Here is an 18,704-nt window from a genome sequence, read left to right as displayed (position 1 = left end):
GTTCTTCAGGTCATGTCAACATGATGAAAGGTCAGCCATTTCATGTGAAATACCGTGAAATTATTCGCCGGATGAGTTTTCTAATCGGTGCATTGCTGGTCTTTCGACTAGGAGCGCATATTCCAGTACCAGGCATTAATAATGCTGCGTTAGAAAATTTATTTCATGCAAACCAAGGAACTATTCTTGGGCTATTCAATATGTTTTCTGGCGGTGCTTTAGAGCGAATGTCGATTCTTGCTTTAGGGATCATGCCTTATATTTCTGCATCAATTATTGTGCAGTTAATGTCAACGGTGATTCCTTCTCTTGAAGCCTTGAAAAAGGAAGGAGAGCAAGGGAAGCGAAAAATTAATCAATATACGCGTCAAGGTACATTACTACTTGCAGTGGTTCAGGCAGTAGGTATGTGTGCAGGCCTTATTGGTCAGGGTATTACTCTGTCTACAGGACTTGCATTCTATATCCCTGCAGTTACGTCACTTATCGCTGGAACTATGTTCTTAATGTGGTTAGGTGAACAAATCACTGAAAGAGGTATCGGTAATGGTATCTCAATGATTATTTTTGCAGGTATTGTAGCTGGTTTGCCTAAGTTAATTATGCAATCAGTGTCATCTGTAGATAATGGTCAAACAAGTTTAATTGGTCTTGTTATCTTTGGTCTTTTGTCTCTTGGTGTATTGGCTGCGATTGTGTTTATTGAAAAAGCACAGCGTCGTATTCCAGTAAACTATGCGCAGAAGCAGCAAGGTCGTCGTATATTTACAGCTCAGCAAACACATCTACCATTAAAAATTAATATGGCTGGTGTGATTCCTGCGATTTTTGCAAGCTCTTTACTATTGTTCCCAGCAAGTCTTGGTCAATGGGTAGGTAGTGCAGATCCGAGTGCTGGTTTAATTAAACGTAGCTTACAAGATTTAGCTTTGGTATTGTCGCCTGGACAGCCTTTGTATTTGGTGCTCTTTGGTGCGTTAATTATCTTTTTCTGTTACTTTTATACGGCTTTAGTATTTAGCCCTAAGGAAGTATCAGAAAATCTAAAACGCAGCGGAGCTTATGTGCCTGGTATTCGCCCAGGTGAGCAAACTGCTCGTTACTTAGATCATATTCTTAATCGTTTGACGTTTATTGGTGCGATTTATATTACAGTCATTTGTTTGATGCCAATGATTCTACAAAGTTCTTTTGGTATTCCATTCTACTTGGGTGGTACCTCATTACTGATCGTAGTAGTTGTTGTTATGGACTTTATGGCTCAGCTACAAGCGCATTTAACATCTCATCAATATGACAATCAAACATTAATGAGAAAAACGACTGCTCATCCTAAGGGATAAGCGCACTTAGAGGTTTCATCATGAAAGTACAAGCTTCTGTAAAGAAAATTTGTGGTAGCTGTAAAGTTATCCGTCGTAATGGGGTTATTCGCGTGATTTGTAGCGCAGAACCTCGTCATAAGCAGCGTCAAGGTTAATCTAATCAAGACCTGTTGATTTCAGTAGGCGAATTGGGTTAATATCCGCCCCTCAAGATTTTTGTGGGGCGGTTGATTATCTCTACTGCCTTTTTGGAGAAAGTGAATGGCTCGTATTGCCGGTGTAAACATTCCGGATAACAAGCATGCTGTTATCTCCCTCACTTATATCTTTGGTATCGGTCGCCACACTGCTAAGAATATCTTAGCTTCAGTTGGTATTACTGAGACTACTAAGATCCGTGAGTTGGACGATGCACAGCTTGATGCGATTCGTGCAGAAGTTGCTAAGGTTCCTACCGAAGGTGACTTACGTCGCGAAATTTCCATGAACATTAAACGTTTAATGGATTTAGGTTGCTATCGTGGCCTTCGTCATCGTCGCAGCTTGCCTGTCCGTGGTCAACGCACCAAAACTAACGCACGTACCCGTAAAGGTCCGCGCAAACCGATTAAAAAGTAAGATTTCTGGAAGCTAAAAGATGGCTAAAGATACTCGCACACGCAAGAAGGTCACTCGTACCGTCTCTGAAGGTGTTGCACACATTCACGCGTCTTTTAATAACACCATTGTTACGATTACCGATCGTCAAGGTAATGCATTGGCTTGGGCCACCTCAGGTGGACAAGGCTTCCGTGGTTCACGTAAATCAACTCCGTTTGCTGCTCAGGTAGCTGCTGAAGTTGCTGGTAAAGCAGCTTTAGATTACGGTTTGAAAAACCTAGACGTCCTTGTAAAAGGTCCTGGTCCAGGTCGTGAGTCTGCGGTTCGTGCATTAGGCGCAGTGGGTTATAAGATTAACAGCATTACCGATGTGACTCCAATTCCTCACAACGGTTGCCGTCCACCTAAAAAACGTCGCGTGTAAGGAGAAACATTCATGGCTCGTTATATTGGTCCAAAATGCAAACTCTCTCGCCGCGAAGGGACAGACCTGCAACTTAAATCTGGCGTTAAACCATTTGACGTCAAAACTAAAAAAGCTAACAAAGCACCTGGTCAACATGGTCAGGCTCGCGGTGGTAAGCAATCTGAGTATTCACTACAATTACGTGAAAAACAAAAAGTCCGTCGTATTTACGGTGTGTTAGAGCGTCAATTTAGTAACTACTATAAAGAAGCAGCTCGTGTTAAAGGCGCAACTGGTGAGAACTTGTTGAAATTGCTTGAAAGCCGTCTTGATAACGTTGTTTATCGCATGGGTTTTGGTTCTACACGTGCAGAAGCTCGTCAGTTAGTAAGTCACCGTAGCATTACTTTGAATGGTCGTCGTGTAAACATCGCATCTATTCAAGTTAAAGCGGGTGATGTAATTGCGGTTCACGAAGGTGCTAAACAACAATTGCGTATCAAAAACGCGATTGAATTAGCTGCTCAACGTGGTATTCCAGCTTGGATTGATGTTGATCATTCTAAACTTGAAGGTACGTTTAAAGCTGCACCAGATCGTTCTGATTTACCTGCTGAAATCAACGAAAGCTTGATTGTAGAATTGTATTCTAAATAATCCTTGAGGTAGCAATAATGACGCGTACTGCAAACGAGTTTCTAACTCCGCAAGCGATCAAGGTCGAAGCGGTTAGCGGGACCTCGGCAAAAGTGATTCTAGAACCTTTAGAGCGTGGTTTTGGCCACACTCTTGGTAATGCTTTACGTCGCATTCTATTGTCTTCTTTACCTGGCGCTGCTGTGGTTGAAGTAGAGATAGAAGGTGTCGAGCACGAGTACAGTACTTTAGAAGGCTTGCAGCAGGACATCGTCGAGCTCTTGCTGAACCTAAAAGGATTGTCTATTAAGCTGTTCGATCAAAATGAAGCTTATTTAACATTAGAAAAACAAGGTCCTGGCGATATTACTGCTGCTGACCTTCGTTTACCTCATAATGTTGAAGTGGTTAACCCAGATCATTTAATCGGTACTTTGAGTGCTTCAGGTTCATTAAAAATGCGCTTGAAAGTTTCTCAAGGTCGTGGTTATGAAACTTCTGATTCTCGTTTCCCTGAAGGTGAAACACGTCCTGTAGGTCGTTTACAATTAGATGCTTCTTATAGCCCAATTAAACGTGTTTCTTACACCGTTGAAAATGCGCGTGTTGAACAACGTACCGATTTAGATAAACTGGTAATCGATCTTGAAACAAATGGAACGGTTGATCCTGAAGAAGCAATCCGCAAAGCGGCAACAATCTTGCAACAACAAATTGCAATTTTTGTTGATCTTCAGAAAGACCAAACTCCAGTTGCTCAAGAACCTCGTGAAGAAGTTGACCCAATCTTGCTTCGCCCAGTAGATGATCTAGAGCTTACTGTTCGTTCTGCTAACTGTTTGAAAGCAGAAAATATTTACTACATTGGTGATCTCGTTCAACGTACTGAAGTTGAGTTGTTAAAAACTCCTAACCTTGGTAAAAAATCGTTAACAGAGATCAAAGATGTTTTGGCATCGAAAGGCTTACAACTCGGTATGCGTCTTGAAAACTGGCCACCAGCTAGTCTTCGTATGGACGACCGTTTTGCCTATCGTAGCCGTTAATTAAGTAGGACTATCACCATGCGTCATCGTAATAGTGGTGTGAAATTAGGCCGTACAAGCAGCCATCGTAAAGCGATGTTCCAAAACTTGGCTAATTCTTTATTTGAACACGAGTTGATCAAAACAACTGTGCCTAAAGCTAAAGAATTACGTCGTGTTGCTGAGCCTTTAATCACTCTAGCAAAAAACGATACTGTAGCAAATCGTCGTTTAGCATTTGCTCGTACTCGTAATGCTGCAACTGTAGGTAAATTATTTACCGTACTCGGCCCTCGTTACAAAGAACGTAACGGCGGTTATCTACGTGTTCTTAAAGCGGGCTTCCGTGCTGGTGATGCAGCACCGATGGCTTACGTTGAGCTTGTAGATCGTGAAGTTAACACTTCAGCTGAATAATTGATATTATTCGGAAAAGACCGGCTTTATGCCGGTCTTTTTTATTTTCTGAAAATTATAAAATAAAAAAATGTCCTCAAGTGACATAAAAAAACGGATAAACGGTCAAACTTGACATTGTGTATTGTCAAAATTGTGTTTTAATAAAGTCATATTCTCAACAATGGGTATAAAAATAAAATGGAAAAGCAAGTTGATATTTTAATCATTGGTGCAGGCATTTCAGGAATCGGAGTTGCTGCCCATTTATCTAAAAATTCTCCGCAACGTCAGTTTGAGATTTTAGAACGTCGTGAATCCTTTGGCGGGACTTGGGATCTTTTCCGTTATCCTGGTATTCGTTCAGATTCTGATATGTCTACTTTTGGTTTTAACTTTAAACCATGGCGTAAAGCAAATGTATTGGCTGATGGTGCTTCTATTAAAGGGTATTTAGGTGAAGTGATTGATGAGTTTAAGTTAAAGGAAAAAATTCACTTTGGTCATCGAGTACTCTCTGCAAATTATGATTCTTCATCTAAGAAGTGGAATGTTGTTGTCGAAGATAGCAATAAAAAACAGCAGACTTGGGTAGCTAACTTTGTTGTAGGTTGTACAGGTTATTATAATTATGATCAAGGCTATGCGCCGACTTTCCCAAATCAAGAAGCTTTCAAAGGTCAACTTATTCATCCGCAACATTGGCCAGAAAACTTAGACTATACAGGTAAGAAAGTAGTAATTATTGGTAGTGGAGCTACTGCAATTACTCTGGTTCCTGCAATGTCAAAAGGTGGAGCAGGTCATGTGACGATGTTACAACGTTCGCCGACGTATATTGCAACTGTTCCTTCTATTGACTTCATCTATGAAAAGACTCGTAGATTTATGTCTGAAGAAGCGGCTTACAAATTTACCCGTGCTCGTAATATTGGTATGCAACGCGCAATTTATGCATTGTCTCAGAAGCATCCTAAAACAGTTCGTCGTTTACTCTTAAAAGCAATTGAAATGCAGCTTAAGGGTAAAGTAGATATGAAACACTTTACGCCTTCTTATAATCCTTGGGATCAGCGTTTATGTGTAGTACCTGATGGTGATCTATTTAAGATTCTTCGTGAAGGTAAGGCGAGTGTTGAAACTGATCAGATTGAGAAATTTACAGAGACTGGTATTCAATTAAAGTCTGGTAAACACCTTGATGCCGATATCATAGTATCTGCAACTGGTTTACAAGTCCAAATTATGGGTGGTGTTCAAGCTAAAGTTGATGGTAAGCCAATCAACTCCTCAGAACATATGCTTTACAATGGCATTATGCTAAGTGATATTCCAAATATGGCCATGATTATTGGCTATGTGAATGCATCTTGGACATTAAAAGTTGATATTGCAGCTGATTATATTTCCCGTCTATTAAACTATATGGACAAGAATAACTATGACGAAGTTATTCCAGCGGGTAATAAAAATGAAATGGAAGAAGATACTGTGATGGGTAAACTATCTTCTGGCTATATTAGTCGTGCAGCTCATGAGCTTCCAAAGCAAGGTAAGCATGCTCCATGGCAAGTAACCAATAACTATCTTGAAGATAGAAAGTCATTACAAAATGCTAAGTTCGATGATGGTATTCTTCATTTTCATAAACATTCAGATGTAAATACACGTAAGCCAAAGCTAGTGTCTTAAGGTCTGAAATGAAAAAGGAGGCAGATGGCCTCCTTTTTTATGTATGGTATTAAAGTGTTCTGGAAATTAACTCTTTCATAATTTCATTGGTGCCTGCATAAATACGGTTTGCTCGGTGATCAATATAAGCACGAGCAATTGGATATTCCAGCATGTAACCATAGCCTCCATGTAATTGGAGACATTCATCAACCACTTTTGAAAACATATCAGAAATTTTATATTTTGCGGCAGCGGCAGCTTCGACACTTAATTTTTCATCAAGTTGTAATTCCATACAACGATCTAAATAGGTACGACAGAAATCAATTTCTGTACGTAATTCTGCTAGTTTGAAGCGTGTATTCTGGAAAGCACTAATTGGCTTGCCAAATGCTTTACGATCTTTTGTATATTGAACAGTATGTGCAAATGCTGCTTCTGCACCAGCTTGGCAGATAATTGCAACCAACATACGCTCCCATGCTAATTCTTTCATGAGCATAATAAAGCCCATACCTTCCATGCCTAAAAGATTTTCTTTAGGAACACGAACGTTATCGAAGAAGAGTTCACATGTATCTTGACCTTTCATGCCAATTTTGTTGAGTGGCTTACCTTTAGTAAAACCGGCACGGTCAGCTTCCACAATAATAAGTGATAAATTGGCAGAGCCTTTATCGCTGTTACCTGTTTTACAGACCACGATGGCCATATCGCACAAATAGCCATTGGTAATAAATATTTTTGAACCATTAATGACATATTCATTGCCATCAAGAACGGCTGTTGTTCGAACAGCTTGTAAATCTGAACCCGTTCCTGGTTCTGTCATGGCAATTGCGGTCACTGTTTCACCAGTCGCCATCTTAGGGAGCCATTTTTGCTTTTGTTCTTCATTTCCAAAGTTATTGATATAGTTGGCGACAATATCGGAATGCAGCGAGAAACCTGTACTTGAGTCCATGGCATAGGCTTGTTCTTCAATAAGAATCATACTGTATAGACGGTCTACACCTGAGCCACCGTATTGTTCTGGCATGGTTGTGCACAGTAAACCTAACGCACCCGCTTTATTCCAAAGATCTCGGTCCACATGTTGTTGTTTCTCATATTTTTCAGTATTTGGCACCACTTCTTTTTCATAAAACTTGCGTACAGTTTCTCGGAAAGCTTCATGTTCTTCATTTAATAGATGGCGAGGTAACATATTTGGAATGGGACGAATAGCACCAGATTGCATTGTATTTCTTCCTTGGTTTGGGCTTGATGTTATAAGTCTAAAATACGGGAAGCTCACTAGGTCTAACAATGTGATGAATGCTCATTTATAACTATGAAGTGATAAGTTTGGTCAATTTGATATTTTTAGCGAACTTTCTTATGTGATCAGGTAAACTAGGCGCACTATCAAAGCAGATGGGGAAATAAATGTCTGAAGAAATGACCTTGGAAGAACGTAAAGTAGTTTATCGCGCGCGCCGCGGTTTAAAGGAAATTGATGTCTATTTTGACCCGTATGTGAAAAATTATTATTTAAAGGCAGATCCAGCAGAAAAAGCATTATTTGCTGAATTAGTAGAGCAGGAAGATCCTGACTTACTTGACTGGTTTATGGAAGTATCTGAACCACCACGTACTGAATTACGTGATTTCATCCATAAATTAAAGCATTATGTTCATGGCTGATTAGTTTTGGTCAACCAATTGAATTTTAAACTGAAATATAGCCGTTTCTCGATTATATTTCAGTTTTTTATTGGCTTAAGTTTAGCAGTTCTATTTTATCAGCTGATAACAATACTCTGGTGGTTGATTACAGTCAGTTTACTCTTCATAAGTTTTGTTCTCTTTTTAAAGCGGCCACAGCTTGCTCAAATTGCTTATTTAGATCAGAAAATATGGTCACTTAGCTTTCATTCAGAGCAAACAATTTCTCGTGTAGAAATTTTAAAAATAATTGATTATCAGATTTTCATAGTGGTCTATTTTGAAGGGCATAAGACACTAACTTCTGTTATTTGGTTTGATCAAATGCCTTTATCGCAGTGGAAACAACTTAAGACCTTAGAAAAATTCTATTAATTGTTAGACAATTCTACATTTGTATATTTATTTAAAAATTTTAAAAATCAAATAATTAAGATTTATTTCTTTTCGGAAAATTTAAATTGTCTAGTTAAAATACAGAAAAAATAGCAAGAAAGTCAATTGTCCGACAATTTCTCAATATGGTTATTATTCTATCGGTTAAAGTACAAACACCAACGTAAAGTGTGTCGGAGGTCTCAAATGGAGATGCCAACATGGTCGTTCTTGGTCATTGCCATCATTCTGGCAGTGGTGATAGGAAGAGCAGGAACTTTACTCAGGGAACATCTTAATAAAGCTAATTATAGCAAAGTTAAGAGACAGAGGATGCAAAGGTCGTCGGTCAGCCAATAGTTTAATTGGTTAATCGATTAATTTCATCAAGTGTCCAGTTTTACTGGGTGCGAATGTAGTAAGGAGGTCTCTCATGGAGATTTCAATGTGGATGTTTCTGTTAATTGCAGTTGTTATGGCTGTAGTAGTAGGAAGAGCAGGAACTTTACTCAAGGATTATATAGAACAACAATAATATAAGCCGTTAAAAGCTTATCCCAGTTAATAAGTAGCATGTGCTGAACCGTCGCAATGCTACTTTTTTTTGCCTAAAATTTTTGTTTCCCTGAAAAACTGTCAATTTTATCTGCTGTGAAGTGTGTCAAAGTATAAGCGCTACAATTAGAGTAATTACTCTTTTATTCAAGATATGCATCTGCTAATGTACATCTGAAAAGGAAAAAACAAATTACATCGAGGACAGGAAGATGTCTAAAGTCCAAAAAATAAGCCAAGGTTTGGCGATGAGTTTTCTTGCAGCTTCAGTTTTATCAGGTTGTTCATACGTCGTGAAAAGCGGAGCAAATGTTGCTTTAGGTTTTACGGAAAAGCACGTCGTTCCACCTATTTTGGCAATGCAAGATGCTGAAATGGTTTGTAATACTGGTAGTGCCTTAACTCCTGCAATCATGTCGACTAAAGGTATGGGTGCAGATCCTACTCGTGTTGCTGTCTTAATGTATGCTGCTTCAGGTGTATGTGCGGAAAACCAAGCATTAGAACAGGAGTTACGTTATTTGCGCGCTTCAAAAGCAGGACAAGTAACAGAAGCTCAAGATGCACGTATTGCGCAGAAGCGTTGGGCTGCAATTGCTGCAGAGCGGCAATATACGGGCTATAAATTATTCGCTGATCGTTGGGAATCTAAATATAAGTATCATTTAGGTGATTCTTGTCCAACTATGCGTAGTGATACCGATCAGACTGTATATCTACTTGGAATGATCAGTGGCCTTCAAGCGGTGACAAATGACATTAACTCGGGTGGTTCTGTCAATGTTCCGAAAGATATTGCTGCTATTGTAGAACGTGGCATGGTTTGTCTTGATAACCAAAAGTTCTGGGGAGCACCAAATGCAACACGTGCGGTGATCTGGACTTTATTACCAGGGGCTAACGAAGGTAAACCAGACCCGTATGAGACGTTAAAGCAGTCAGTGCAAATCGGTGAGCAAAAAGGTGTTCGTTTGTCTCATGCACTCTACGCTGTAGCGGCTCAAGCGAGTGGTGACGATACCAAAATCCGTGATGCATTAAAAACTTATGCAGCATCTCAAGCAGATGACAAGCCAGTCAATCCGAACTTCAAGTTAATTGATAGTATGGCGGGTTTAATTGTCCGTGGCATTTCTGACCGCTACTGGACTGAGCATACAGGTGTTCGTACGGGTGATAATGGTATGTCTCATTTCTGGGATGAGAAAAACGAAGGTTCAGCAGAACTGGATGAGTTGTTTGATGGTGGGGCTGCATCAGAAGTTCCAGCTGACTCGACCTCTGCACCTGCACAGTAAACAGATCTGAAGAAACTAACCCCTTGCGGTTGCTACGTATTTTCTTATTAATCGTAAGGGGTTCAGTTTTAAAAGGAGTGTGCTATGAAAGATCATGTACTCAATAAAAAAGTGCTTTTGGTCGCAGGGTGCATTTCTGTTTCTGCATGTCTACAAGTATTTCCAGACTATTTTATTTATTGGCGTGAAAGCTTACTCGGTGAGTTTTGGCGTTTGTGGACAGCACACTGGGTACATGTTGGCTGGATTCATTTTCTTTTAAATATGATGGCATTCGCATGTTTGCCCTTCATATTTCCGCATACCAAAGTGTGGCACATCTTAAGTCTTCTTTTTCTTTTGCCGCCTTTTATCAGTTTGGTGTTCTATTTTTATTTGCCTTATATCGATGCATATGCCGGTCTATCTGGAGTACTCCATGGGCTGTATACGGCTGTTGCTTTAGTTTATTTGCAATACCGTAAAGAACGGAATTTTGCATTACTGGTTTTAGGGTTAATTATTGCCAAGCTGATTTGGGAAAACACCTTTGGACAAACAGGCACAGCACAGTTGATAGGGAGTCCTGTTTTAACCGAAGCTCATTTATATGGGGCGATAGGCGGTGCAATCTTTGGAGGATGCTATTGGCTTATACAAAGGTTCAAATAGAAAGATTGACAATACAAACTGTTAAAAAAGAGATTTTAGTCATTCTTTATTGATAAAGTTTGATGCAAATTTGATCGTTGAATAAAGGGATTGGTAGAAGGGGAATGGACGATACCCCTGACCAAGGAAATTGCATGACTCAAAGCCTTTGTTATGAGGGGTTTGAGAGAACAAAATTGGAATATTTATGCAAGAATATCAAGAAAAAAGATCTGGATTAGGTCTGCTGGGTTATATATGGAACGAATGGATCTCAACATTCGTAATCCTCATTTTACTATTAATGACGCTCATAATTGGTACCGGGGAAATGATCCACGGACAATTATTACGTATCGGGGAACGTCTTTATGGTGACCCTGCTATAGGCATGCAATATTCGTTTTTGCGTGCGGAGCCTGAAAAGCCGTCTTGTGATCGACATCCAAATATTGATGCTCAAGTAAAAGAGCAAATGAAAGCGAACGCATCTGATGATTTCGCTAGCTTCTTTGGTGCTGCCTCAGAAAGTGATGTCCGTGCATCCTTACAAGCAGCACAGCAGCAATGTGAAGATAAATATCTGGCTTACGATAAAACCATTAAATATATTGAAGCAAATCCAGGGGTACGTACATATCGTACGATTGAAACGGGTTTCTTTGGCATATTTAAATTTGGTACAGAGAACCGTGCAATTTTATTAGTCTTTATGGTCTTAATCTCAGCGATTACTGCATCGTTGAAGTTTCACCATATTGGTTTACGTAACCCTGCAACCAAGCTGGACTACAAAGTGTATGCCTTCTTTATGTTGCTTGGTAATGCATTGCTTAGTTCTTCAGTAATTAGCCAGTACCGTTCTGTGATTAATTCAGGGGTTTCTCCAACTCATGAAACAATCATTATTTACTGGTTATGGATGATTTTATTTGTCGTCCTTACTTTAATTAGTCTTTATCAGCTATTTGTTTCCCCACCAGCAAAACGTGAGGGTGGCAATATTGGCTTAGCTTTATTATGTGTGCCTTTGTATGCATATATGGCTGTGATTACAGGTGTTGCATTTACGTTCTTTATGGACTATCCAATGGGGCAAGGGATTTACCTTGGTCAGTTGGTAGAGTTCTCGGGCATTTTCTTAAACCTTGCCTTATTTATTTGGGCAGGTATGTTGCTCACGCAAACACGTGTAATGGACTTGTTCCTAAACGTACTTCGTCCATGGAACTTGGCACCAGAAACTTTAACTTGGTTAATTTTGATTGCTGCTGCTGTACCAACTGCCTATACAGGTGCTTCTGGAATTTTCGTTATCGCAGCCGGTGCGATTATTTATAAAGAAGTCTGGAATGCTGGTGCTCGCCGTCAGTATGCACTCGCTGTATCTGCAATGTCTGGTTCGCTAGGTGTAGTGGTACGTCCTTGCCTTTTGGTCGTTCTAATTGCGATGTTGGACAGTCGTCATGTTACATCTGATGAATTATTTGGACATGGTATTTATGTCTTCTGGTTAACTGCATTTATTTTCTTGGGTGTCTCACTTTTCTTGGCAGAAGAGAAGTTCCGTGTGAACTCACCGAAAGTAGCACTTCCTGGTATGGCACGTGCTTTTGTACCTGTTATTCCATACATCTTGATCACTGTAGTTGTTCTTGCATTTTATAAATATGCATTAGATACAGGAATGAACGAATTTACTGCACCAGTGATTCTGCCTCTCGTGCTCATTGCGATGATCTTGTACGATAAAATGGTTATGCCTAAAGAGGCACCAGCGTTAAATATTCATGAAGCAATTGTTCGTGAACATGAGAAAAAATCTCCATTCTTACAGTCACACGATCCACATAGTTCACAGTTCCGTTTAGGTTTTGGTGGTGCATTACGTTTTGCAACATCAGAAACAGTTGGACATATTGGCGCGCTTATTATTTTAATGGCGTTGTCTGCAAGTGTGGGTGGTTTAATCGAGCGTACTGAAATTGTTGAAATGTTGCCGACTCACTTAGGTAATATTTATATTTCGCTCGCATTTATTGCATTACTACTTGCCATTATTGGTATGTGTACAGATCCATTTGGTGCTGTAATTTTAGTAGCAGCAACGATTGCCCCTGTAGCCTACGAAAATGGTATTCACCCAATTCATTTCTGGATGATTGTATTGGTTGCATTCGAGTTTGGTTATGTAACACCACCAGTTGCCTTGAACCATCTACTCACGCGGTTATCCGTTGGTGATGATGAGGTAAATGCTGCCGATGCAGAAGCCAAAGAGAAATACACAAGTTTTTACTACCGATATGAACGTTGGTTATTACCAATTATTGTCTTGTTCTCATCATTGGTATTAGTCACTTATGCTCCACTAGTGCTGAAACTATTTGGTTGGTACAAGTAATTTAAAAATATAAGCTGAGCAAAAACACTCTCTTTAAGAGAGTGTTTTTTTATGTCGTAGTTATTTTGAGCAAATAAATTCTTAATAAATAAAAAAGCTAGCTCCGTATGAACTAGCTTTTTTTGCATCATATTTAGAGTTAAACAAATACTATTGTTGTTTAACCTGAGCCTCAAGGAGTTTCACTTGCTCTTCTTTTAGCTTAATAAGTTGATCTGCATCAGCATGTTGAGCTTTTAATGTCTCTTCCTGATCTTGCAGCTGATGATGAATGTCATTGAGTTTAGACACTTCTTCTTTTGCTAAAGATTCTTGAGCTGGGACAGGTTGTTTGAGCACATCTTCATTTACAAGCTGTTGCGCGTTAGCAGTTTGTGTTTGAGCGACAGGCTCAGAACTTGCAGATGGTTTTGTAGTTTTTTGAGGTGCAGGTGTCGAGACAGGTTGAGGATCAACCATTGGTACTGACGATTCGGTTTTTTTGAAAAACCATTGTGCTGCGAAAAAAAGCACTACAAGAATGCTTAAGCCCCCAATTAAAATCCACAAGAGTTTTGAGTTTTGTTTTCTTTGTAGTGGCATGTTTAAGACCTTTAGTCAGAACGACGAGGCTTGAACTGTATTACTCCAACTTCATCAGGTATAGCAGGTGTTTCTGGCTCATCAATATGAGTCGGACGATTTTCGCTATAACCGCATTCGATACATTCAATCCATTCGTCTTCAGCGGTGGTTAGCATGACAATTCGATCTATGGCTTCACATTTTGGACATTTAGCCCCAGCAATGAAACGTTTTTTCATCTTTATCACCCTAACCACACGATCAATTTAGGCCCATAGTTTAAGCGGTTTTGTTGTCGTTCGTCCAACCTTGATGACGTAACAATGCATCAATTTTTGGTTCACGACCACGGAAATTGACAAATGCTTCAAGAGCAGTGTCTTTCCCACCGACAGCTAAAATTGCTTGACGGAATTCTTTACCCGTTTGAGTGTTGAAAATACCTTCATGTTCAAAGCGATCAAATGCATCGCTCGCTAAAACTTCTGCCCACTTGTAAGAGTAGTAACCGGCTGCGTAACCACCTGCAAAAATATGGCTAAAGCTATGTTGGAAGCGGTTGTAGTCGACAGTTGGAACTACTGCGTACTGTTTGCGAATGTCATTTAAAATCTGCTGAATTTGCTCACTATTCAACGCAGGAGTCTTGGTGTGAATAGTTAAGTCAAATAGTGCAAATTCAAGTTGACGTAAAGTTTGCATACCAGACTGGAAGAAACGTGCATTTAGTAAAGCATCAAGTAATTCTTGAGGTAAGGTCTGCTTGCTCTCAATATGCTCACTTAAAACATCAAGGCTTTCTTTGTCCCATGACCAGAACTCCATAAACTGGCTTGGTAACTCGACTGCATCCCAAGCAACGCCGTGAGTACCTGCAACCGAGATATTATCTACTTCAGTTAACATATGGTGTAAGCCATGTCCAAATTCGTGGAACAAGGTGATGACTTCATCGTGAGTCAGTAAGGCTGGCTGATTGCCTACAGGTGGAGTGAAGTTACACACCATATAGCAAATTGGTTTTTGTAAACCATGAACAGTTTGCATACGTGAGCGGAAGCCACTCATCCATGCACCGCCGCGTTTACCGGTACGTGCATATAAATCAAAGAAGAACCCGCCAACCACTTGGCCTTGGTCTTCTAATTCAAAATAGCGTGCATCTGGATGCCAAACTGGAGCCTCACGTTCAACGATGTTAATGCCGTATAAGCGCTGAACAATCTGGAATAAGCCCTGAATGACTTTCGGAGCAGGGAAGTAAGGTTTTAACGCTTCTTGAGATAAGTTGAACTGTTGCTGTTTAAGCTTTTCAGAATAGTAAGTCGTATCCCAAGGTTTGAGCTCATCAATCCCATCTTGTTTGGCAATTGCTTGTAGCTCAGCAACTTCTTGGAGAGCAGGGGTACGTGCATGCTCAGCTAAGTCGGCTAAAAAGTCGTGAACTGTTTTGACATCAGGAGCCATTTTGCTAGCAAGAGAATATTCAGCGTAGTTATTGAAACCAAGTAGTTTTGCCATTTCTTGGCGAAGGCTCAAGATTTCTTCCATAATTTTGCTGTTGTCAAATTCTGTTTGTTCAGACTGATCTGATGCACGAGTGACATAAGCTTTATAAAGCTCTTCGCGTAATGCACGGTCATCGGCATAGGTCATAACTGCAAAATAAGCAGGGAAATCTAAAGTTGCTACAGCTTGGTCAAGCTCGCGCTGTTTACCGTACTGCTTTAATAGCTCAACGTTACTTTCTGGAAGACCTTTTAGCTGGTCTTCTGTAAGTGGTTTAAAGTAAGCCTGTGTCGCATCAAGTACATGGTTTGAGAAGTCAGAAGAAAGCTGTGAAAGTCGTGCAGAAATCTCTGCGTAGCGTTTTTTCTCGTCACCTTCTAAAGCAACGCCAGAAAGTTTGAAGTCACGTAATGCGAGACGGATCGCACTTTGTTGAGCAGGACTTAGCGTTGAATAGCTCTGACCATCATGAATGTGTTGATAAGTCTGGTACAGCGCCGTGTGTTGGCCAAGCTGAGTGTAATATTCACTTAAAGCGGGTAAGAGTGACTGATAGACTTCTCTAGTTTCAGCATTACTCATCACTGCATTTAAATGCGATAAAACACCCCATGATTCACTGAGATTATTTTCAAAGGTATCAATTTGTTCAAGTACAGCAAGTTGCTGGTCTGTGTCAGAAGGTGCAGCTGTAAGTGTGTTTAAGAACTCTTGTCCTGCTTGAATCGCTTGTTGAATATCTTGTTTTAAATTATTTAATGTAATTTGGTCAAAGCGGGGAGTAGGTAGAGTCGCTTGCTGTAAAGTCATTGCTAATAGCCACATTATTTTTTAAACATAGTATTAGATGTAGGTATTGTTAGGCAGGAAATCAAGCTTAAATTGAAAATAAACGTTCTAAAAATATTAAGCCCCCATGTTTGGGAGCTTAATAACAAAGAATAGAAACATCTATGAATTAGTCAGCCTTAGACTTGGCATTCGACTTTTTCTTTTTTGGTTTTGCTTTTTTCTTTACTTTTTCTGGCTTAGCCTCTGCTTTCGTAGCGGTTTTTTTACCAGACTTTTTAGTATATGAACTTGGTTTACCTTTTTCCTTCTTTTTACGGACAGGTTTTTCGCCATCATTTGAAGTAGTAGATGGTTTACCAAAAACTTCTTCAGTTGCTTGTGTCGTCGCTGTTCTGGTTGTACGTGGGGCACGACTACGAACTACTCGTCCAGCATGGGTCACTTGCTGAATAAGTTGGAAATCGATCTTACGTTCTTCCAGATTTACACCAGCAACCTGAATTTTAACTTCATCACCTAAACCGAAGACCTGACCACGATTTTGTCCAATAAGGTTTTGACTTGCTTGATCATAAATAAAGAAGTCGTCGCCGAGCTGGCTAATATGAATCATGCCATCAACATAGAGGTCTTTAAGAGTAACGAATAGACCAAATTCAGTGACAGTACTCACAATACCAATGAATTCATCACCTAAGTGCTGTTGCATATAGTGACACTTCAACCAAGTCGTTACACTACGAGATGCTTCATCAGCACGGCGCTCGGTTTGAGAGAAATGTTCACCAGCATCATCTAAAGCTGCACCAGAAAGTGGATAAGGCTTTTGTTTCAAATGGGCTTTAATTGCGCGATGTAACAATAAGTCTGGGTAGCGGCGAATTGGTGATGTGAAGTGCGTATAAGCTTCATAAGCTAAACCATAGTGACCGGCATTTTTGGCACCATAGTAAGCTTGCATCATTGAGCGTAATAACACGGCATGAATGCTTGGCGCATCAATACGGTCTTTAGTTGCCTCAATAACTTTTTGATAATCTGCTTGGGTTGGTTGATCTGGGAAAGGTAAGCCAAGAAGTTTAACAAAATCTTTTACTTTCTGAATACGTGAGAACTCAGGCGCTTCGTGTACGCGATATAACATTGGAACATCATGTTCTAATGCATATTCAGCCGCGGCGACGTTAGCAAGTAACATACATTCTTCAATCAGCTTATGTGCTTCATTACGTGTACGAGGCAAAATTTCTTTAATTCCGCCTAGCTCATCAAAAGTCATGTACGTTTCAATGGTTTCAAATTCCATTGCATGACGATCAGCACGTAAATTTTTCAGAATTTGATAAAGCTGAAAAAGCGTATTTAGCGATTTGTGAATATCACGATCTTTTGGAATTGCGTCGGTTGCACCGTCAAAGTATTGCGCTACCTGTGTATAGGTCAAACGTGCTTTTGAGTGCATGACCGATGGATAAAACTCATAACCCGTTACACGGCCAGTACGAGAGAGTTTTAGGTCACAGACCATACATAAACGATCTACGTGCGGGTTAAGTGAACACAATCCATTTGATAATGCTTCTGGTAGCATTGGTAATACAAAGTGCGGGAAGTAAACCGAAGTACCACGTTCTTCTGCTTCTTCATTTAGAGCTGAATCTAAACGTACATAATGGCTCACATCAGCAATTGCTACGACAACGCGATAACCACCACCTGGACGTTTTTCTGCATACACAGCATCATCGAAATCTCGAGCATCTTCACCATCGATTGTGACGAGCGCTAAATCTCTTAAATCAACTCGTCCTTCACGGTCTTGTGCAGAAGGTTCTTTAAAACTTTCAGCTTCTTTTATCACTTCATCTGGAAATTCGTAAGGTAAGCCAAACTCAAGAATAGTCTGCGGAATAATAATTTCAGTATCCGCTTTATCTGCCATGGATTGAATAATATGCGCCGTTGCAAACTCTTCACGGGTTGGGTAGGTATCTATGGCAACACGAAGCATATCGCCAACATTTGCTTTGGCATGTGCAACTAATTCTTTTTCTAATGGAATAGGTTGGTGCTGATTTGGATTATTAGGTTGAATAAAGTATTCACCTTCGTGTACCGATAATTTACCAATCAACTGTTTTACACGATGTTGTAGAACCTCGGTAATGAACCCCCACGGTTTACCTTTTCGGTCTACAGAGGTCTGCCGAACGCGGACGCGATCACCATTAAAGACTAAACGTAACTCACGCTCAGGAAGTAAAAGATCATTTTGACCATCAATATGTGCGGTGCCTAAGCCTTTACTATTAATATAGACGGTCGCTTCATAAGTGGGTTGGTCTGTCACTAACTGAAACTTGAACCCGTCTTTCATGATTTGGCCATCACGAACCATTGCACTTAAGCGATGGCTTAAAGCTTCGATACTTTTTTGGTCTTGAATATGAAAATGGTCAACAAGTTCTGCATGAGATTGCGGTGTTTGCAATTGTTCCAACGTATCTAATATTAGAGTACGGCTTGGAATAGGATTGTCATAACGTTCAGCTTCAGCTTTCGCTTCGGGATCAGCCCAGTTTTTTGTCATGTCTTTTGATTTCACGCTTGGCAGATAAGTTTAGCATAAGCCATGCAGACCCGAACTGCACGTTTAGGTTTGCAATAATGTGTTATGCACTACTGTATTTTAATGAAGAAATAATATCTATCTTAACAAGCGTTTGATCGAAAAAGACGAAAATAATAAGGAAATTGCTTAAAAAATAATTCATTGAACGAAAAAATAAGAAAATTTCAGTATGATGA

Annotated in this window: 18 protein-coding genes; 13 read left to right on the top strand and 5 right to left on the bottom strand. The window is 39.9% G+C overall.

The window, feature by feature from the left end; translation table 11 throughout:
• Positions 1-23 precede the first annotated feature (23 nt).
• The 8 genes from secY to AC1PJ9_RS03915 all read left to right on the top strand — a co-directional run bounded on the left by secY (position 24) and on the right by AC1PJ9_RS03915 (position 6,080).
• Positions 24-1,343, top strand: a complete 1,320-nt coding sequence (secY, locus tag AC1PJ9_RS03950; RefSeq protein ID WP_191001672.1) for a preprotein translocase subunit SecY — start codon at positions 24-26, stop codon at positions 1,341-1,343.
• 20 nt (positions 1,344-1,363) lie between these two features.
• Positions 1,364-1,480 (top strand): 50S ribosomal protein L36, encoded by a 117-nt coding sequence (gene rpmJ / locus AC1PJ9_RS03945; protein WP_000867907.1) that lies wholly within the window; start codon positions 1,364-1,366, stop codon positions 1,478-1,480.
• A 106-nt stretch (positions 1,481-1,586) separates the two neighbouring features.
• Positions 1,587-1,943: a 30S ribosomal protein S13 gene (gene rpsM, locus AC1PJ9_RS03940; RefSeq protein ID WP_263614651.1), complete on the top strand. Its 357-nt coding sequence runs from the start codon at positions 1,587-1,589 to the stop codon at positions 1,941-1,943.
• Between the two features lie 19 nt (positions 1,944-1,962).
• A complete protein-coding gene (rpsK, locus tag AC1PJ9_RS03935; protein WP_001040166.1) occupies positions 1,963-2,349 on the top strand; it encodes a 30S ribosomal protein S11 in 387 nt (128 codons plus the stop codon).
• A gap of 12 nt (positions 2,350-2,361) precedes the next feature.
• Positions 2,362-2,988, top strand: a complete 627-nt coding sequence (gene rpsD, locus AC1PJ9_RS03930) for a 30S ribosomal protein S4 (RefSeq protein ID WP_002049716.1) — start codon at positions 2,362-2,364, stop codon at positions 2,986-2,988.
• 17 nt (positions 2,989-3,005) lie between these two features.
• Complete coding sequence (locus AC1PJ9_RS03925) at positions 3,006-4,013, top strand: DNA-directed RNA polymerase subunit alpha (RefSeq protein WP_004705386.1); 1,008 nt, start codon at positions 3,006-3,008, stop codon at positions 4,011-4,013.
• A gap of 18 nt (positions 4,014-4,031) precedes the next feature.
• A complete protein-coding gene (rplQ, locus tag AC1PJ9_RS03920; protein WP_002049717.1) occupies positions 4,032-4,409 on the top strand; it encodes a 50S ribosomal protein L17 in 378 nt (125 codons plus the stop codon).
• Positions 4,410-4,589: 180 nt separating this feature from the next.
• Positions 4,590-6,080 (top strand): flavin-containing monooxygenase, encoded by a 1,491-nt coding sequence (locus tag AC1PJ9_RS03915; RefSeq protein WP_174735283.1) that lies wholly within the window; start codon positions 4,590-4,592, stop codon positions 6,078-6,080.
• A gap of 49 nt (positions 6,081-6,129) precedes the next feature.
• On the opposite strand, the gene AC1PJ9_RS03910 is transcribed toward AC1PJ9_RS03915, so the two are convergent.
• Positions 6,130-7,302 (bottom strand): acyl-CoA dehydrogenase family protein, encoded by a 1,173-nt coding sequence (locus AC1PJ9_RS03910; RefSeq protein WP_311069731.1) that lies wholly within the window; start codon positions 7,300-7,302, stop codon positions 6,130-6,132.
• A 188-nt stretch (positions 7,303-7,490) separates the two neighbouring features.
• Here AC1PJ9_RS03910 and AC1PJ9_RS03905 point away from each other — a divergent pair, with 188 nt between their 5' ends.
• The 5 genes from AC1PJ9_RS03905 to AC1PJ9_RS03885 all read left to right on the top strand — a co-directional run bounded on the left by AC1PJ9_RS03905 (position 7,491) and on the right by AC1PJ9_RS03885 (position 13,031).
• Complete coding sequence (locus tag AC1PJ9_RS03905) at positions 7,491-7,748, top strand: FAD assembly factor SdhE (protein WP_002049719.1); 258 nt, start codon at positions 7,491-7,493, stop codon at positions 7,746-7,748.
• Between the two features lie 6 nt (positions 7,749-7,754).
• Entirely contained in the window at positions 7,755-8,144 is a 390-nt protein-coding gene (locus AC1PJ9_RS03900) for a hypothetical protein (protein ID WP_311086478.1), read from the top strand.
• Positions 8,145-8,911: 767 nt separating this feature from the next.
• Positions 8,912-9,997 (top strand): hypothetical protein, encoded by a 1,086-nt coding sequence (locus tag AC1PJ9_RS03895; protein ID WP_311069729.1) that lies wholly within the window; start codon positions 8,912-8,914, stop codon positions 9,995-9,997.
• An 84-nt stretch (positions 9,998-10,081) separates the two neighbouring features.
• On the top strand, positions 10,082-10,648 hold the full coding sequence (gene rrtA, locus AC1PJ9_RS03890) for a rhombosortase (protein ID WP_004711824.1): 567 nt from the start codon (positions 10,082-10,084) through the stop codon (positions 10,646-10,648).
• Positions 10,649-10,835: 187 nt separating this feature from the next.
• Positions 10,836-13,031: a TRAP transporter large permease subunit gene (locus tag AC1PJ9_RS03885; protein ID WP_263614646.1), complete on the top strand. Its 2,196-nt coding sequence runs from the start codon at positions 10,836-10,838 to the stop codon at positions 13,029-13,031.
• Between the two features lie 150 nt (positions 13,032-13,181).
• Here AC1PJ9_RS03885 and AC1PJ9_RS03880 read toward each other — a convergent pair whose 3' ends face one another.
• The 4 genes from AC1PJ9_RS03880 to rnr all read right to left on the bottom strand — a co-directional run bounded on the left by AC1PJ9_RS03880 (position 13,182) and on the right by rnr (position 18,486).
• A complete protein-coding gene (locus AC1PJ9_RS03880; RefSeq protein ID WP_263614645.1) occupies positions 13,182-13,613 on the bottom strand; it encodes a hypothetical protein in 432 nt (143 codons plus the stop codon).
• A gap of 11 nt (positions 13,614-13,624) precedes the next feature.
• Positions 13,625-13,834: a YheV family putative zinc ribbon protein gene (locus tag AC1PJ9_RS03875; protein ID WP_191001078.1), complete on the bottom strand. Its 210-nt coding sequence runs from the start codon at positions 13,832-13,834 to the stop codon at positions 13,625-13,627.
• A gap of 40 nt (positions 13,835-13,874) precedes the next feature.
• Positions 13,875-15,929: a M3 family metallopeptidase gene (locus AC1PJ9_RS03870; RefSeq protein WP_311086477.1), complete on the bottom strand. Its 2,055-nt coding sequence runs from the start codon at positions 15,927-15,929 to the stop codon at positions 13,875-13,877.
• 133 nt (positions 15,930-16,062) lie between these two features.
• Positions 16,063-18,486, bottom strand: coding sequence for a ribonuclease R (rnr, locus tag AC1PJ9_RS03865; protein WP_263614643.1), 2,424 nt, complete (start codon positions 18,484-18,486; stop codon positions 16,063-16,065).
• Positions 18,487-18,704 lie beyond the last annotated feature (218 nt).

The sequence above is a fragment of the Acinetobacter sp. 70_2 genome (genome assembly GCF_056736115.1).
The sequence above is the reverse complement of the archived record's forward strand: the minus strand, read 5'-3'. Positions and strand labels throughout refer to the sequence as shown.

What these genes read in the sequence shown, in the direction of transcription:
- secY (WP_191001672.1), top strand. Translation starts at nt 24, where the DNA reads ATGAAAGGTCAGCCATTTCATGTGAAATACCGTGAAATTATTCGCCGG.
- rpmJ (WP_000867907.1), top strand. Translation starts at nt 1,364, where the DNA reads ATGAAAGTACAAGCTTCTGTAAAGAAAATTTGTGGTAGCTGTAAAGTT.
- rpsM (WP_263614651.1), top strand. Translation starts at nt 1,587, where the DNA reads ATGGCTCGTATTGCCGGTGTAAACATTCCGGATAACAAGCATGCTGTT.
- rpsK (WP_001040166.1), top strand. Translation starts at nt 1,963, where the DNA reads ATGGCTAAAGATACTCGCACACGCAAGAAGGTCACTCGTACCGTCTCT.
- rpsD (WP_002049716.1), top strand. Translation starts at nt 2,362, where the DNA reads ATGGCTCGTTATATTGGTCCAAAATGCAAACTCTCTCGCCGCGAAGGG.
- AC1PJ9_RS03925 (WP_004705386.1), top strand. Translation starts at nt 3,006, where the DNA reads ATGACGCGTACTGCAAACGAGTTTCTAACTCCGCAAGCGATCAAGGTC.
- rplQ (WP_002049717.1), top strand. Translation starts at nt 4,032, where the DNA reads ATGCGTCATCGTAATAGTGGTGTGAAATTAGGCCGTACAAGCAGCCAT.
- AC1PJ9_RS03915 (WP_174735283.1), top strand. Translation starts at nt 4,590, where the DNA reads ATGGAAAAGCAAGTTGATATTTTAATCATTGGTGCAGGCATTTCAGGA.
- AC1PJ9_RS03910 (WP_311069731.1), bottom strand. Translation starts at nt 7,302, where the DNA reads ATGCAATCTGGTGCTATTCGTCCCATTCCAAATATGTTACCTCGCCAT.
- AC1PJ9_RS03905 (WP_002049719.1), top strand. Translation starts at nt 7,491, where the DNA reads ATGTCTGAAGAAATGACCTTGGAAGAACGTAAAGTAGTTTATCGCGCG.
- AC1PJ9_RS03895 (WP_311069729.1), top strand. Translation starts at nt 8,912, where the DNA reads ATGTCTAAAGTCCAAAAAATAAGCCAAGGTTTGGCGATGAGTTTTCTT.
- rrtA (WP_004711824.1), top strand. Translation starts at nt 10,082, where the DNA reads ATGAAAGATCATGTACTCAATAAAAAAGTGCTTTTGGTCGCAGGGTGC.
- AC1PJ9_RS03885 (WP_263614646.1), top strand. Translation starts at nt 10,836, where the DNA reads ATGCAAGAATATCAAGAAAAAAGATCTGGATTAGGTCTGCTGGGTTAT.
- AC1PJ9_RS03880 (WP_263614645.1), bottom strand. Translation starts at nt 13,613, where the DNA reads ATGCCACTACAAAGAAAACAAAACTCAAAACTCTTGTGGATTTTAATT.
- AC1PJ9_RS03875 (WP_191001078.1), bottom strand. Translation starts at nt 13,834, where the DNA reads ATGAAAAAACGTTTCATTGCTGGGGCTAAATGTCCAAAATGTGAAGCC.
- AC1PJ9_RS03870 (WP_311086477.1), bottom strand. Translation starts at nt 15,929, where the DNA reads ATGTGGCTATTAGCAATGACTTTACAGCAAGCGACTCTACCTACTCCC.
- rnr (WP_263614643.1), bottom strand. Translation starts at nt 18,486, where the DNA reads ATGACAAAAAACTGGGCTGATCCCGAAGCGAAAGCTGAAGCTGAACGT.